General features: G+C 56.5%; 15 protein-coding genes. 4 read left to right on the forward strand and 11 right to left on the reverse strand.

Annotated elements, in window-relative coordinates; translation table 11 throughout:
- Nucleotides 1–26: 26 nt before the first annotated feature.
- The 5 genes from DQG13_RS25670 to DQG13_RS25690 form a co-directional block, all read right to left on the reverse strand.
- A complete protein-coding gene (locus DQG13_RS25670; RefSeq protein ID WP_113023038.1) occupies nucleotides 27–803 on the reverse strand; it encodes an ABC transporter ATP-binding protein in 777 nt (258 codons plus the stop codon).
- A gap of 21 nt (nucleotides 804–824) precedes the next feature.
- On the reverse strand, nucleotides 825–1,910 hold the full coding sequence (locus tag DQG13_RS25675) for an ABC transporter substrate-binding protein (protein WP_113023039.1): 1,086 nt from the start codon (nucleotides 1,908–1,910) through the stop codon (nucleotides 825–827).
- 30 nt (nucleotides 1,911–1,940) lie between these two features.
- The gene (locus tag DQG13_RS25680) at nucleotides 1,941–3,392 is read right to left on the reverse strand and encodes an aryl-sulfate sulfotransferase (RefSeq protein ID WP_113023040.1); all 1,452 of its coding nucleotides are present in this window, start codon (nucleotides 3,390–3,392) and stop codon (nucleotides 1,941–1,943) included.
- A 37-nt stretch (nucleotides 3,393–3,429) separates the two neighbouring features.
- On the reverse strand, nucleotides 3,430–3,999 hold the full coding sequence (locus DQG13_RS25685) for a MarR family winged helix-turn-helix transcriptional regulator (RefSeq protein ID WP_113023041.1): 570 nt from the start codon (nucleotides 3,997–3,999) through the stop codon (nucleotides 3,430–3,432).
- A 310-nt stretch (nucleotides 4,000–4,309) separates the two neighbouring features.
- Nucleotides 4,310–4,756, reverse strand: a complete 447-nt coding sequence (locus tag DQG13_RS25690; RefSeq protein WP_113023042.1) for a V4R domain-containing protein — start codon at nucleotides 4,754–4,756, stop codon at nucleotides 4,310–4,312.
- Between the two features lie 173 nt (nucleotides 4,757–4,929).
- Between DQG13_RS25690 and DQG13_RS25695 the strand changes: the two genes are divergently transcribed.
- A complete protein-coding gene (locus tag DQG13_RS25695; RefSeq protein WP_113023043.1) occupies nucleotides 4,930–5,637 on the forward strand; it encodes a Crp/Fnr family transcriptional regulator in 708 nt (235 codons plus the stop codon).
- On the opposite strand, the gene DQG13_RS25700 is transcribed toward DQG13_RS25695, so the two are convergent.
- Nucleotides 5,628–6,206: a LysE family transporter gene (locus tag DQG13_RS25700; RefSeq protein ID WP_113023044.1), complete on the reverse strand. Its 579-nt coding sequence runs from the start codon at nucleotides 6,204–6,206 to the stop codon at nucleotides 5,628–5,630. The two genes, DQG13_RS25695 and DQG13_RS25700, sit on opposite strands and share 10 nt — an antisense overlap.
- Before the next feature lie 110 nt (nucleotides 6,207–6,316).
- On the opposite strand from DQG13_RS25700, the gene DQG13_RS25705 reads away from it, so the two are divergent.
- On the forward strand, nucleotides 6,317–6,871 hold the full coding sequence (locus DQG13_RS25705; protein WP_113023045.1) for a helix-turn-helix domain-containing protein: 555 nt from the start codon (nucleotides 6,317–6,319) through the stop codon (nucleotides 6,869–6,871).
- On the opposite strand, the gene DQG13_RS25710 is transcribed toward DQG13_RS25705, so the two are convergent.
- The 5 genes from DQG13_RS25710 to DQG13_RS25730 form a co-directional block, all read right to left on the reverse strand.
- On the reverse strand, nucleotides 6,859–7,386 hold the full coding sequence (locus tag DQG13_RS25710) for a nucleoside-triphosphatase (protein WP_113023046.1): 528 nt from the start codon (nucleotides 7,384–7,386) through the stop codon (nucleotides 6,859–6,861). The genes DQG13_RS25705 and DQG13_RS25710 overlap by 13 nt on opposite strands.
- Nucleotides 7,371–8,090, reverse strand: coding sequence for a class I SAM-dependent methyltransferase (locus DQG13_RS25715; protein ID WP_113023047.1), 720 nt, complete (start codon nucleotides 8,088–8,090; stop codon nucleotides 7,371–7,373). Before DQG13_RS25715 ends, DQG13_RS25710 begins: the two co-directional genes overlap by 16 nt.
- A 19-nt stretch (nucleotides 8,091–8,109) precedes the next feature.
- On the reverse strand, nucleotides 8,110–8,865 hold the full coding sequence (locus DQG13_RS25720; RefSeq protein WP_113023068.1) for a Rossmann-like domain-containing protein: 756 nt from the start codon (nucleotides 8,863–8,865) through the stop codon (nucleotides 8,110–8,112).
- A gap of 68 nt (nucleotides 8,866–8,933) precedes the next feature.
- A complete protein-coding gene (locus tag DQG13_RS25725) occupies nucleotides 8,934–9,953 on the reverse strand; it encodes an ATP-binding cassette domain-containing protein (RefSeq protein WP_113023048.1) in 1,020 nt (339 codons plus the stop codon).
- Nucleotides 9,950–10,645, reverse strand: a complete 696-nt coding sequence (locus tag DQG13_RS25730) for a GTP-binding protein (RefSeq protein ID WP_113023049.1) — start codon at nucleotides 10,643–10,645, stop codon at nucleotides 9,950–9,952. The genes DQG13_RS25725 and DQG13_RS25730 overlap by 4 nt, the downstream gene beginning before the upstream one ends.
- A gap of 198 nt (nucleotides 10,646–10,843) precedes the next feature.
- Between DQG13_RS25730 and DQG13_RS25735 the strand changes: the two genes are divergently transcribed.
- Both DQG13_RS25735 and DQG13_RS25740 read left to right on the forward strand, forming a co-directional pair.
- Nucleotides 10,844–11,863, forward strand: coding sequence for a FecCD family ABC transporter permease (locus DQG13_RS25735; protein WP_220094446.1), 1,020 nt, complete (start codon nucleotides 10,844–10,846; stop codon nucleotides 11,861–11,863).
- A complete protein-coding gene (locus tag DQG13_RS25740; protein ID WP_113023051.1) occupies nucleotides 11,860–12,657 on the forward strand; it encodes an ABC transporter ATP-binding protein in 798 nt (265 codons plus the stop codon). Before DQG13_RS25735 ends, DQG13_RS25740 begins: the two co-directional genes overlap by 4 nt.
- Nucleotides 12,658–12,678: the final 21 nt, after the last annotated feature.

The following is a 12,678-nucleotide window of genomic DNA, read 5'->3' on the forward strand; positions in this document are numbered from 1 at the left end:
AATGGCAACCTCCAAAACGTTTTTTCTCATTCTTCGAAATGCTTTTGGATGGAGCTGTAATGGGCATTAAAGGAAGAATCGGTAATCGTCCGGGGATACGACAGCGGCACCTCGTAGATATCCGTGATCCGGGAGGCGGGACCGACGGACATGATTCCCACCCGCTGGCCCAGCAGAATAGCCTCCTGAATATCATGGGTTACAAAAATAACTGTTTTCCCCGTTTCCTGCCAAATCGAGATCAACTCGTTCTGCATGGTTCTCCGGGTCATGGCATCCAGGGCGCCGAAGGGCTCATCCATGAGCAGAATCGCCGGATCATTGGCCAGCACCCGGGCCAGCTGCACCCGCTGCTTCATGCCTCCGGAGAGGGCATCGGGGAATTTGTCCTCATGACCCTCCAGCCCTACCAGCCGGATGAACCGGTCCGAGCTTTCTCTGCGCTCCTTTTTGGGAACATGCTTCATTCTCAGCCCGAACTCCACATTTTCCCGGACTGTCAGCCAGGGAAACAAGGAGGCGTCCGCCTGCTGGAAGACCATGGCCCTGTCTCTGCCCGGCTTCCGGATTTCCTCCCCGTCCACGGAGAGCCGTCCTTCCGTTTTGCCGACAAAACCGGCAATCATGCTCAGGAGAGTGGATTTGCCGCAGCCGCTGGGGCCCAGGAGGATAAAGAATTCGCCTCCTTTGACCACCAGATCCACATCTTTAATGATGTAGTGGGGCTCTGCGGCCGTAGTGGCCGAGAAGGTTTTACGCAAACGCTCAATGAAAATGGTATTGGATTTTGCCACCAGAGACATGGCGCTCCCTCCTGCCGGATTTTATTTGGTATAGGTCACCAATTCGGGAAAGGCGGCTTTTAGGGCCTCCACATCGATTTTATCCTTCAGCTCGTATTTGTCCTTGAGGATACCTTTTTGCTCCAGCCAGGTTTTCATGCTCTCCAGGTGCTCATAATCCTCCTTGGTGAAGCCCAGAACATAATTCTGGGTGTCCAGATCCTTCAGAACCCCTTCCTTGGGCAGCTTGATATCCCGGAAGGCCAGCTCGGCCGTTTGCTCCTTATGGGACGGTATGTAGTCTATCCCCTCCTTCACCGCCTTCAAATAATTGGTGACGGTTTGGGCATTGTTCTTCAGGTATCCGGCATCCACCACCTGGAAGGAGCTGATTTTCACATCCGTCTGGTTCATGTCCCCCAGATTTTTGATGCCGTCCACCTTGAGAAACTTCTCCAACAGGGCCCCGCCGCTCCAGACTGCGTCCATCTCTCCTTTGGTCAGGGCTACAATGGCCTCGTCGGGGGTGCTGTAATAGACCATCTTCACGTCTTTTTCATCGATTTTCAGCTTCTCCAGAAATTTCGCCCACACATATTCATAAACCGTTCCCCGGGCAACCCCCAGCTTCTTGCCCTTCAGCTCCTCCGGCTTGGCGATGTTGCCCTTAACCAGCAGCACCGTTGTTTTGGAGGAGGCCTCCGTGGCCCGGGTGAGGGTGCTGACAATCTTCATATCCCCCTTGCCCAGGGAGTTGAGCAGTGCGTAATCTGCAGCCATGGCGGTATCCGTCCGCTGCACCAGCAGGGCATTGATGGTGTCGATGCCATAGGCAAAATTGCTGATTTCCGCCTCCACGCCATGCTTCTTGAAGAAGCCCTGCTCCTGGGCCTGGCGGAATTGCAGGGAGCCGCCTGCAGCGGTATCCAGACCAAAGCGGATTTTAACGGATTTGCCTGCCGCCTCCGTGGTCTGGGCCGGAGCTCCTCCGGCAGAGGCGGATGGACTGCCCGAAGCAGCTTTATCTGCGGCAGCGCCGCAAGCTGAAGCCAATGCGGCTAGAGAAAAAACAAGCAAACCGGCTGTTGCCGTACGGATCAATCGAAGGGATGAATATGGTTTATTCATGCTCTTGTCCTCCTGGAATGGTTTAGGTTCTTAATTCTGTTGCTGCCGATCCGATGCTTCATCGCTCCGGGCTACGCATAATGCCCCTTCTCCGTAAGAAGCCGACACACTCACCTCGGCTACAGAGACGGCTCCCTTGGGAGCAGCTCCCGGCACCCGGAAGTCCGCCGGGTCCAGCGGAAGAATGGCAACTTCCTCCGGCTTCTCCAATTGGGGCACCCAGTCGTAGGGAACCCGGTAAGCGCGGTACACCATATTGGAATTGCGCTTGTTTTTGTAAGGGGAAATGTATTCCCATACCAGCTCATGCTCCCGCGTCACCTCGAATATCCGGCCGTCCGCCCCTTCCGTAATCAGGGTGTTGCCGTTGGGCAAGCGTTGGGCGGAGCTGATATACGGGCTGTAGAAGCGGTAGGAGTCCAGCGGAGCCTGGAATCCGGCCTCCGCAGGCGTATATTGCCATTCGACCGCCAGCGTCACCGGGTTGATCTCCAGAATCCGGGAATGGTCGCGCAGCGCATTCTTCTGCCCGTACGGCGAGGACGGATTGGGAAGGCCGTACCCGGCCCAGCCGCCGTTATCGAATACGAGCAGATTGCCCTCCCCCGGCAATCCCTTGGGGATAATATGGGCATGATGCTGGCCGATGATCCAGCCGATTTCCCGGAGCTCCGGGGAGGAATAATCCGGTCCCAGCCGCCAGACGATCCCGCCTGTTTGTCGGTCGATGATGGCAATAATGTTGGTTTCCCGCCCGTCCCAGATAATATTGTCCGGATGGAAGCGCTGGTCCCCCTGGTCATAAAATTTGTTCGGGCCCACATAGGAGACGGAATTAATATGCATCCAGTCGCCGCCTCCGCTGTTGCCGAAGGCTCTGCCGTTGGGATCGCGGAACAGCACATTCCGGGCGCTTTCGTCGAAGCCCAGCTCGGCGAAATGCTCATTGCAGGCCCATTCCCAGAGAATCCGGCCCTCCCAATCCACTTCCAGGATCACGTCGTCCAGGAGCGGTTTATCCGAAATTAATGGATTATGGACGTCCTTATGAGCCAGAATCAGGGTGCGTCCGCCGTGGACCTGGGGCTTCAGGCCGGGAGCGTAATACCCCACGGGATTTCCCTCCCGCTGGAAATCATGATGGGCTCTGGCCATCCAGCGGGGCTCATGGCCCGGGTCCTCAATCCATTGATAGCGGTCGAACCTCCAGACCACATTGCCCTCCCAATCCACCTGCACTACGTCCACCTCATCCTGAAAGCCGAAATTGGGGTCGCGCAGGCCTGTGCTGCCGAAGACATAACCGCCGGGCAGCAGCTTGTTGGGAAAGCCCCGCAGCCCTTTCCAGAGATGCACTTCCCTGCCGCTCATATCGATCAGCAGCGCCCCTACATCGGCGGCCTGATAAAGGGTATAGCCGCTCCACGCTTTCTCCGGCGCATATGCGGTTGTTCCTGTGGGATAAATGGTTGGATGTCCCATCGTTCTGCCTCCTTATAATCATTCATGATATTAATGTTTAATAGCTTAAATAATTATTTTTCTTCGGATAATGGTCCGCATTCCTGTCCGCAGCCGGCTTCTCCCTCCCCGACTGGGGAACTTTATCATGCCCGGCTGCATTGGCCTCCGCCAATTGGAGAATGGACTGGGAGAAATGCTCCAGCTTCGCGTAGATGGTCCGGTAAAATTCCGTCTGCTGCCGCAATTCCTCCTCCGTGAAGCTGTCGAACAGGACACTGATGCACCGTTCCCCGATATTCCAGTTGCGCTGGAACATTTCTCTGCCCTTCTCCGTAATGGACAGCACCACAGCCCGCCTGTCTTCCTTGGGCCGTGTCCGGACGGCATATCCCAGCTCCTCCAGCCTGTCGCATAAAGCGGTGATGGCCCCGGATGTTAAGTCCATCTCGCCGGCCAGCTCACCTAGTCTCTGCTCTCCCTGCTCCGCCAGCTTGCGGATGATCATCATCCCCGGCAGGGTTACTCCTTCCACCAGAATCTTGTCCCGTTCCTTAACGAATTTGCGAACCATCCTGCGGAACAGCCAATCCGCTTCTTCCATTGATGCTTTGCGTGTATCCTCCATCCGGCCTAACCTCGCATTTCTTTAACATCATTCCTTCAGTGTTCATTAATTTAACGTTAAAGGATTATGCCTTAAAAAAAGGCGTCCTCCGCCTCCCCTGCATGTTCTTTTCTCCAGCCGTTTCAACAGATAGTCCGGAAAAAAGAAAAAACACAGGAGCATCCGCGTATGATACCGCAGAGGCGTCAGCTGTGTTTCCGGTAGTCCGGTCAACTTCTTTATCTATTCCGATAAGTTTAATCGGTTATCCGTATACTAGCATTTCCCATGTTATCCGTCAATACTTTTTATCTATATTTTCAGAGCCTGATCAGAACCTGATCTCGTATTCGCAATGCTCATGTCCGCTTACGTTGCATTTGGTTTCCCGGACATTGACCCGTTTGCCCCAAATACGGCTTAACGCCCCTTCCATAATGGCGCCCTCCAGGTCGCAGACCATCTTCTCGTCCATCACCGGCAGCCCCTTGCAGAAGCAGTCGTCCATGGCAACCCGCACGATCCCCTCTTCCCGGGAGAGGATGCGGGGGATGCCGATCTTCAAATCCTGGATCAGCTGAAGCAGCTCCTCCAGGCTGTTAACGGGCAGACTGTCCCCGATTTTCCGCCCAACTGTCAAGGTAGTGCCTTTGCCGCCCATGGGCAATCCCTGATAAAGCCCAATCAGCCGGATGGTGCGGAACAGCTCCAGCGGCACCTGGTCCCCCAGCTGGGTTCTGGTGATGGAGCTCATATCGGCAAATGTAAATGACTTCATATTTCATCCCTCCCCTTGCCTGTCTGTCTACAGTCCCATCATGCCACAGTTTTCTGAAATGCGCCTTGATCCAAATCAAGTTCATGCCTTAAAAATGTGACACCCGTCACAATGGACCTATGGCAGTGGGTGTAGCCTTAAGAAAATAAACCCATTGCCGGGAGGGGCCGATCTTGCAACAATGTGACCGCTGCAGTAAATGTCTGACCAGCTTTTTGCACCATGTGCCCTTGTTCCAGTCCTTGGACCAAGAGGAGCTTCGGCTGCTTTCATCGGACGCCAACTTCCGCTTCTTGGACAAGGGCGAAGCCGTATTCCGGCAAGGCGGCCAAGCGGACGCCCTGTTTATTCTTGCGGACGGCGCGGTGAAATTCAGCCGGATCTCCAATGCGGGCAAGGAGCATATTCTGAGATTCCTGTATCCGGGTGACGCTTTCGGCCAGTTCGCTCTTCTTCAGGAGAAGCAGTATTATGCCTCTGCCGAAGCGGTGTCCCCGGCTGTCGTATGCCGGATTTCCGGGGAGTCCATTCTGCCTCTTCTGGAGGGCAATTCCCGGCTTTCCTACCGCTTCCTCTTGGCTGCTGCCCGGCAGCTGCAGCAGGCGGACGAATGGGCTGACGCGTTGAATGTGCTGGATGTGGAGCAGCGGCTGGCCAAGCTTCTGGTCCATTGCCAGGATAAACCCGGAACATGCCTCTCCACCGATGTGGTTCTGCCCGCCGCCAAAAAGGATCTGTCCGCCATGCTGGGCACCTCCCCGGAGACCCTCAGCCGGAAGCTGGCCCAGTGGGTGCAGGCAGGCATCATCAGTATGCGTCACAGGACCATCAAGATACTGGACCCGGAGCGCCTTGTCCGGCTGTCCAGAGGCTATAAGTAAACCGATACCGCCCCGTAAACCAGCATCAGCGCCATTACTGCCTGGAAGGAACGCCGGTGCCTGTTCAAAAAACGGTTGAAGACGCCGCCGAACAGCGCCCATGATCCTGCCGACAGAACCGCTGTTCCTCCAAGAATGAAGGCGGTAAGGAATAAGGTCCCCCATGAATCGTCGAAGGGCAAAACAAAGGCGGAAAAAGCCGACAGCGCGTAAAGAATGCCCTTGGCGTTCAAAAACTGAAGGATTACGCCGGCGCGGAAGCTGTTCAGCTCCCGTGCTTCTCCCTCCTTGCCAGGCTTGCTCGTTGCAATGGCATACGCCAAAAACAGCATATACAAACAGCCAAGCCCGTTCATTACCCCGCCTGCCGCCGGAATATATTCCAGGAGCAGCACATTGAACAGCCCGCATAACAATGCAATCAGAAAAAATCCGGAGGCCGCCCCCAGCACGAACCGGACGGTGTTGGCAAAGCCGAATTTGCTGGCATTGTTCATGCTCATAATATTGTTGGGTCCGGGAGTAAAGGAAGATACGAAAACATACATAAAAAAGCCGGATGTAAACATCTCATCTCACCTCATTGATATGTTATAATAAACGAAATGAACGCAATAACGTCCGTATGCGTTATATTATATATTATGGACGCTATAAAGCACAATAGGGGGACGACAAGATGGATGAGGTTAATATGGTGTTGGCGAAAAATCTGAAAAATCTGCGCGACCGGCTGCGGTTGAGCCTGGACAAGGTGGCTGAGCTGACCGGGGTCAGCAAAACCATGCTGGGGCAAATTGAGCGCGGCGAATCCAATCCCACCATTAATACGGTGTGGAAAATCGCCAACGGCCTAAAAACCAGCTTTACCTCCCTCATCAACGAGCCGGTGCCGGATGCGGCGGTCATTTCCGCCGAACAGGTTCAGGTGCTGGTGGAGGATAAAGGGAAATGCCGCTATTACGCCTATTTTCCCTTTGACGAGCAAAGGCGCTTTGAGATGTACAGCATTGAGATGGATCAAGGCGGATATTTGAGCTCGGAGCCTCACAGGGAAGGTACGGAGGAATCGGTAACCATATTCGAGGGAGAGCTGACCATCCGGGTCAACCAGGAGGAATATACCGTCAAAAAAGGGGACGCCATCCGCTTCAAGGCGGACAGGTCCCATTCTTATCACAATTCGGGGAAAGATATGGTCAGGCTGAGTATGGTGATTTATTACCCGGAATGAGCTTGGTCTGAAAATCCGGTTATGAGCTGCTCCGGAAGGCTGTCCCGGTTGGCTTCGGTCACCTCGATCACTGTCACCGCAGGGTGGCGGATAATCCCCTCCATCCAAGGATGGCCGGCTTGCTTCAATACCCCCAGAATTGGCACATTGCCGTCCAGCGCTTGTAGGACAGCCTTCTGGAAATGAAGCGCATCCCGCTCCAGCGAGCCCAGCTCATCCATCAGCAGCAGCTTTGCCCAGGACCGGCACGCGGCCAAATAGCCGCAGCCCAATTGGTCGAAGGCAATGGAGTCGGGCGACGGCGGCAGTCCTTCGCCGAATCTGGCTACAGCATGCGCCTCGTCATAGGCAGGCTCCTCCCATGCCGGATTCAGGTACAGGCGCCGGCTGGGGTTGGCCCTCGACTGCCGGAAGCCCGTTACGAACCCGCCGGGACAGATGCCCAGGCCTTGCACCGCCTTGCGGATCACCGTGCTTTTGCCGATCTGAATCCCGCCGGTCAGGAACACATGCATGAAGACATTCCCCCTTCTATGCGGAATACCCCCATAGTTTTGGTGTAGGGTAAATAATATTCATAGGCAGCCTGCTCTGCTTTCACCAGCCGTCCGGTGATGAAGGCCTCCGCTTCCTCCGGGCTGCACCGGTAATAGACCTGCAGGAAACGGACGGCATCCGCCCTGGAGGTGAAGGGCTGGCCGAACTCCAGGGAAATGGGCTCCATGGTGTAGCTTCTTCCGGCCTCCATCAGCCGCCGCTCCAGCTTGTCCGCCGTTTGCCGGCTCCGCCTGGCGCCGGAGAGGCTGCTGCCGCCCAGGCTGCTCCGTTCATCCAGATCAACAATGGAGATTAATCTTCGGCAATAGGGCAGGAAATAATCCAGCGAGCTGCTGCCGAAGTAAGACATGAGCACTACGTCGCAGGCGGGCTCCGTCCGGTAGCAATCCCCCAGCAGAGTAGAGATGTTGCCGATTCCTTTGGCCGCGGCATCCCGCTCCAGGGAGGCCAGCGCCTCCTGATTAATATCCACGCAGACAATTTTGCCGACCCTTGGGGCAAGCTCCTGGGACAAGAGCCCCAATCCGCAGCCGATGTCGTACAGCACCTCCGCCCCGCCGACTGTCGCAAGCAGCCGCTCCGCCAGCTTCCGGTGAAAACCCGTATAGGCGCTGGCCGCCTTGAACCAGGCAATGGTTTCCTCATTCCATGAGAAATGCATCCTGCTTCTCCTCCCTCCTTCATCCAAACCGCAGACTGACCTTCTGGCCGGAGGTGTAAATCTTCAGATTCTCCTGGCCGGAGCAGATCCGCCTTGCCTTTTCCCCGTCCTTGATGACAATCCCGGATAAGTCCGAAACGCCGAATTCCCGAAGCATCGGCGCCATGGGGGTGGACGGCCCCACCACAACCACCTTTGCCCCCTTGGCCAGGGACAAAAGCCGCGGCAGGGACTTGTTGATCAGCGCCACCGCTGTGATGACCACAAATTCAGCCTCCGGCAGCAAGGCTTCCGCCGCCCATTCCGGATAATCCCCCTCCTGGGGAGCAAATTCCAGCACGGACAAATCGCATACCGGCCGGAACAGCTGGTCCAGGTAATGGAAATGCCCCACCACCGCCACCTTTTTACCCCGGATGGCATTCTGATAGGAAATAAAGGGGTCGTGAACCCGGTCCTCCGCGAACCGGACATGGGACACCGGCACCCCGTTGTTCACCGCCACCGGCAGCGCATTGTAATAGGCGTTGATAGCAGCCTGGCCTACGCTGGCCTCCTCCAGATTCCATGATTTGACACAAGCGGCCAAGTCCTTCAGCTTCATGCCCGGAGGTTTGGACAGCATCCCCACCGGTCTGGTCCGCCCGGCTACAATGCCGCTGAAGCCGAACCCCAGCTCACTTTCCACCAGCACCCGGCCATGGCCGCAGACCAGATCCTTCACCAGACAATCCTCCGGAATACCGTCGATCATAGCGTCATATAAGGCCCACATTCTCCCCGCTCCCTCCCTGTCAAGCTTTTTCACCCCGCCCATAACGGGCCCGCAGCACAGGCTTCCTGTCATTCTCCGCCTCTCACCGCATCCGGGCCGATCCGCTCCCCCCGGCGCAGCCGGTGGCGCACCTCCAGCATCCGGCTGTCCAAAGCTTGGATAACGGCCAGGCTCTCCCGTTCTTCCGCGGAAGCCTCCAGAATGCCGGCAATGCCGCCGTTGCGGATGACAATCCGCTTCCCTGCGCTTAGCGCCAACACCGGGTCATGGGTGGACATCAGCACCATCTTGTCCTGTCCGGCCAACAGGCGGACGGCCTCCCGGCGGTCGATGCCCGCATTTTCAATCTCGTCGATGAGCACAATGGGCGATGCGCTCATATAGGCCGTATCCGCGATCATCAGAGCCCGGGATTGGCCGCCGGACAGCTGCGTCACCTTGGTATTCATGGTGAACTTCTCCCCGGCCAGTTCATTGGCGCAGGCAAAGCATCGCCGGATCACGCTCTCCGTATCCTCGCAAAGCCGGCTTTGCGCGTGCATCTCCAGAAACTCCGCCACGCTCAGATCCACCACAAAATTCATGTTCTGGGACAGCTGGGCCACCAGCTTGCCCTCCATAGAAAAACGGAAGTCGTCATCCACCGCGTCGCCGTTGATAAGAATCCGCCGCCCCGTAGGCGTATCTCCCTGGGCGATGCACTCGATATCCCCAAGAAGCCTGCTTTTGCCGGAGCCGGTAGGACCGACAATGCTGATAATCTCCCCTTTGCGGATGGTAAGCTGCGCGTCCTCCGGCTCACCGCTTTTGTCCCGGCCGCCGAGAATGGTCAAGGAGCCAATCTCCTGCAGAAACGAAGGATTGGCCAGAACCGAGTCCATGAACTCCTCCAGCTGGGCCAGCACCTCGCCGGGAGTACATCCGAACTCGGCCAACCGCTCCGCGTTGGCATATGCCAGCGCCTCAGGCAGCGGAAGATGCACGGGCAGCAATTCCAGGTTCAGATTCAGGAAAAAATCCCGGACAACAGGATATTGCCGCTCCAGCTCGGCAATGGTGCGGGTGTGGATCAGCTCGGCATAGGTCATGGCGCATACCCGAAATCCATTTTTTTCAGCATCCCCATCTGGTAGCTCTCTCCGATCCGGGTTTCCCCGGTGCAGTAGGAGCATACGGAGGCAGGCGTGGTGAAGCGCAACCGCATGTCCCGCAGAGTAAAGGTATCCGGCGCCGCGGCCACATGCTTGCCCAGCATAAATGCCCCTTGGCCGGTTATGCCGTTAACGTGAAGGATGGAGGCACGGCTGTTCACCTGCCGGACATTGAACCGGAACACCTCCCGCTCCGCCTGGGAGACAATATCCCCTTTGGTGATCACCGCCAAATCGGCCAGCTTGAGCATGGGCCCGATTTTCCGGGGAGTGTGGATGCCGGACAAGCTGTCGATGACACAAATGGCCAGAATACCGCGGATATGGGGGGAGCACCGGTTGCAAAGCCCGGCGCTTTCGGTAATCAGGAGATCCAGTCCCGCTTTGCGGCCCCAATCCACCGCATCCTCTATATTGCTGACATAGAAATGATCGGGGCATACCTTCCCCGAGTACCCCACCTGCACATCGATGCCCGCTTCCCGGTACCGGTGCTGGTCAAAGGACGTGAGGCAGTCGAATTTGACCACCCCCAGCTTCCAGTTTTTCTCCTTCAGGGATTCTGCCAGCTGCAGGATGACCGAGGTTTTGCCGGATGACGGAGGGCCGGCTACTGTAACAAGCTTCATGCTCCCACCTCTTTTTCAAAACTAAATATAACCAAATATATTAATTAGTCATAATCTACCTATATTCCTCAAAAAAATCAACAAAAACTTTACTTCTTCACAAATTAAATATATTAATCTATGTCTAAATATAACATAGTTATTGACAGAGCTTTTCCCATCCTGCTACAATTGTCGAAAAAATAGGGAGGGATGCGGTTGTACGGTCGCAAGGCTATTCCGCTTTTGTCCGCACTTATCTTGCTTCTCCTCGCCATGGTCGTCCTTTCGTTAAATATGGGCCGTTATCCCATATCCCCCGGTCAGGTGCTTCACATGCTTGCGCCGGGCATCGGCAAGGACTGGGGGCTTCCCGGAACGGATGAGCAAATGAAGGCCATTTTCTTTCAAGTGCGCCTCCCCCGGATTTTTCTGGCCTGTCTGGTGGGCTGCTGCCTGTCCGCCGCCGGTGCGGCTTACCAAGGGATCTTCCATAATCCAATGGCGGCTCCCGATGTGCTGGGGGCTTCGGCGGGGGCGGCCTTTGGCGCAGCCCTGGCCATTCTCCTGGAAGGGTCGAAGCGGGATATTACCGCCAGTGCCTTCCTGTTCAGTCTGGCGGCGGTAGGGCTCGTGCTGTTCATCGGCCGGCGGGGCAAGGGCAGGCAAATCCTGACCCTGATTCTCTCGGGCATTATGATCGGCTCCCTCTTCTCCGCCTGCACCTCGTTTGTGAAGCTGGCGGCGGACCCCAATGACCAGCTGCCGGCCATTACCTATTGGCTGATGGGCAGCCTGGCCGGCGCACAGCCTGCGGATGTGCGGTTTATTCTGATTCCCATGGCCTTGGGGATGATCCCGCTTTATCTGCTCCGTTGGCGGATCAATGTGCTGACCCTGGGCGAGGAGGAGGCGCGGGCCATGGGGGTGCATACGGGCGCCATCCGGATGGCGGTGATCTTCTCGGCCACCCTGATCACCGCCTCAAGCGTAGCCGTCAGCGGCATGATCGGCTGGGTGGGCCTGGTGATCCCCCATCTGGCCCGGAAGCTGGCCGGTCCCAATTACAGCCGTCTGCTTCCGGCCTCCATGCTGACAGGAGCGATTTTTCTTCTCACAGTGGACAATGTCTCCCGGAATGTATGGGTGAGCGAGATTCCTATCGGTATTTTAACGGCGTTTATCGGGGCTCCGTTCTTTCTGGGCTTGATTCTGAAAAATGGAGGAAGCAGCGGATGAGCATTCAGGTGAGCCGGCTTCGGTTCTCTTACCGCAGCAAGCAGCAGGTGCTGCATGACATTACCTTCCGTCTGGACCAGCCGTCGCTCCTGTGCCTTCTGGGTCCCAACGGGGTGGGAAAAAGCACCTTGTTCCGGTGTATGCTGGGTTTGCTTAACGGATATACCGGGGAGATTACGGCGGCGGGACAGGATATCCGCAAGCTCAATCCCGCCCAACTGGCCCAATTGGTGGCGTATGTGCCCCAATCCCACTCCCCGGCCTTCAGCTTTTCGGTGCAGGATATGGTGCTGATGGGCACCGCCTCCCATTTTTCCCTGATGTCCTCCCCCGGCAGAAAGGAGCGCCAACTGGCTGACGAAGCCATGGACAGGCTGGGGATTCTTCTCTTGCGGGAGCGCAGCTTCCTGGAATTAAGCGGCGGCGAACGCCAATTGGTGCTCATCGCCCGGGCATTGGCCCAACAGGCGCGGATTCTCCTCATGGACGAACCGACGGCCAACCTGGACTACGGCAACCAGCTAAGGGTGCTGCAGCGTGTGAAGGAGCTGACCCATTCCGGCTATACGGTTATTCAATCCACCCATAATCCGGATCAGGCCTTGCTTTTTGCCGACCAGGTGCTGGCTATGAAGGAGGGGCGGGTGTTTGCATGGGGCTCTCCCGGCGAGGTTATGAATGAAAGCCTGCTGAAGGAGCTGTACGGCGTGGACATTTCATTGGAAAGGCTGTACGGCGGAGCGGTTTCCGTCTGCATCCCCAAGTTTGCGGTTCCGGCTGAGGCATTAATTTGACAATATAAAATGGAGAGTGAA

The sequence above is a fragment of the Paenibacillus sp. YN15 genome, assembly GCF_003285005.1.
In the GTDB taxonomy this organism is placed as follows: Bacteria; Bacillota; Bacilli; order Paenibacillales; family NBRC-103111; genus Paenibacillus_AR.

What these genes read in the sequence shown, in the direction of transcription:
- DQG13_RS25670 (WP_113023038.1), bottom strand. Translation starts at nt 803, where the DNA reads ATGTCTCTGGTGGCAAAATCCAATACCATTTTCATTGAGCGTTTGCGT.
- DQG13_RS25675 (WP_113023039.1), bottom strand. Translation starts at nt 1,910, where the DNA reads ATGAATAAACCATATTCATCCCTTCGATTGATCCGTACGGCAACAGCC.
- DQG13_RS25680 (WP_113023040.1), bottom strand. Translation starts at nt 3,392, where the DNA reads ATGGGACATCCAACCATTTATCCCACAGGAACAACCGCATATGCGCCG.
- DQG13_RS25685 (WP_113023041.1), bottom strand. Translation starts at nt 3,999, where the DNA reads ATGGAGGATACACGCAAAGCATCAATGGAAGAAGCGGATTGGCTGTTC.
- DQG13_RS25690 (WP_113023042.1), bottom strand. Translation starts at nt 4,756, where the DNA reads ATGAAGTCATTTACATTTGCCGATATGAGCTCCATCACCAGAACCCAG.
- DQG13_RS25700 (WP_113023044.1), bottom strand. Translation starts at nt 6,206, where the DNA reads ATGTTTACATCCGGCTTTTTTATGTATGTTTTCGTATCTTCCTTTACT.
- DQG13_RS25705 (WP_113023045.1), top strand. Translation starts at nt 6,317, where the DNA reads ATGGATGAGGTTAATATGGTGTTGGCGAAAAATCTGAAAAATCTGCGC.
- DQG13_RS25710 (WP_113023046.1), bottom strand. Translation starts at nt 7,386, where the DNA reads ATGCATGTGTTCCTGACCGGCGGGATTCAGATCGGCAAAAGCACGGTG.
- DQG13_RS25715 (WP_113023047.1), bottom strand. Translation starts at nt 8,090, where the DNA reads ATGCATTTCTCATGGAATGAGGAAACCATTGCCTGGTTCAAGGCGGCC.
- DQG13_RS25720 (WP_113023068.1), bottom strand. Translation starts at nt 8,865, where the DNA reads ATGTGGGCCTTATATGACGCTATGATCGACGGTATTCCGGAGGATTGT.
- DQG13_RS25725 (WP_113023048.1), bottom strand. Translation starts at nt 9,953, where the DNA reads ATGACCTATGCCGAGCTGATCCACACCCGCACCATTGCCGAGCTGGAG.
- DQG13_RS25730 (WP_113023049.1), bottom strand. Translation starts at nt 10,645, where the DNA reads ATGAAGCTTGTTACAGTAGCCGGCCCTCCGTCATCCGGCAAAACCTCG.
- DQG13_RS25740 (WP_113023051.1), top strand. Translation starts at nt 11,860, where the DNA reads ATGAGCATTCAGGTGAGCCGGCTTCGGTTCTCTTACCGCAGCAAGCAG.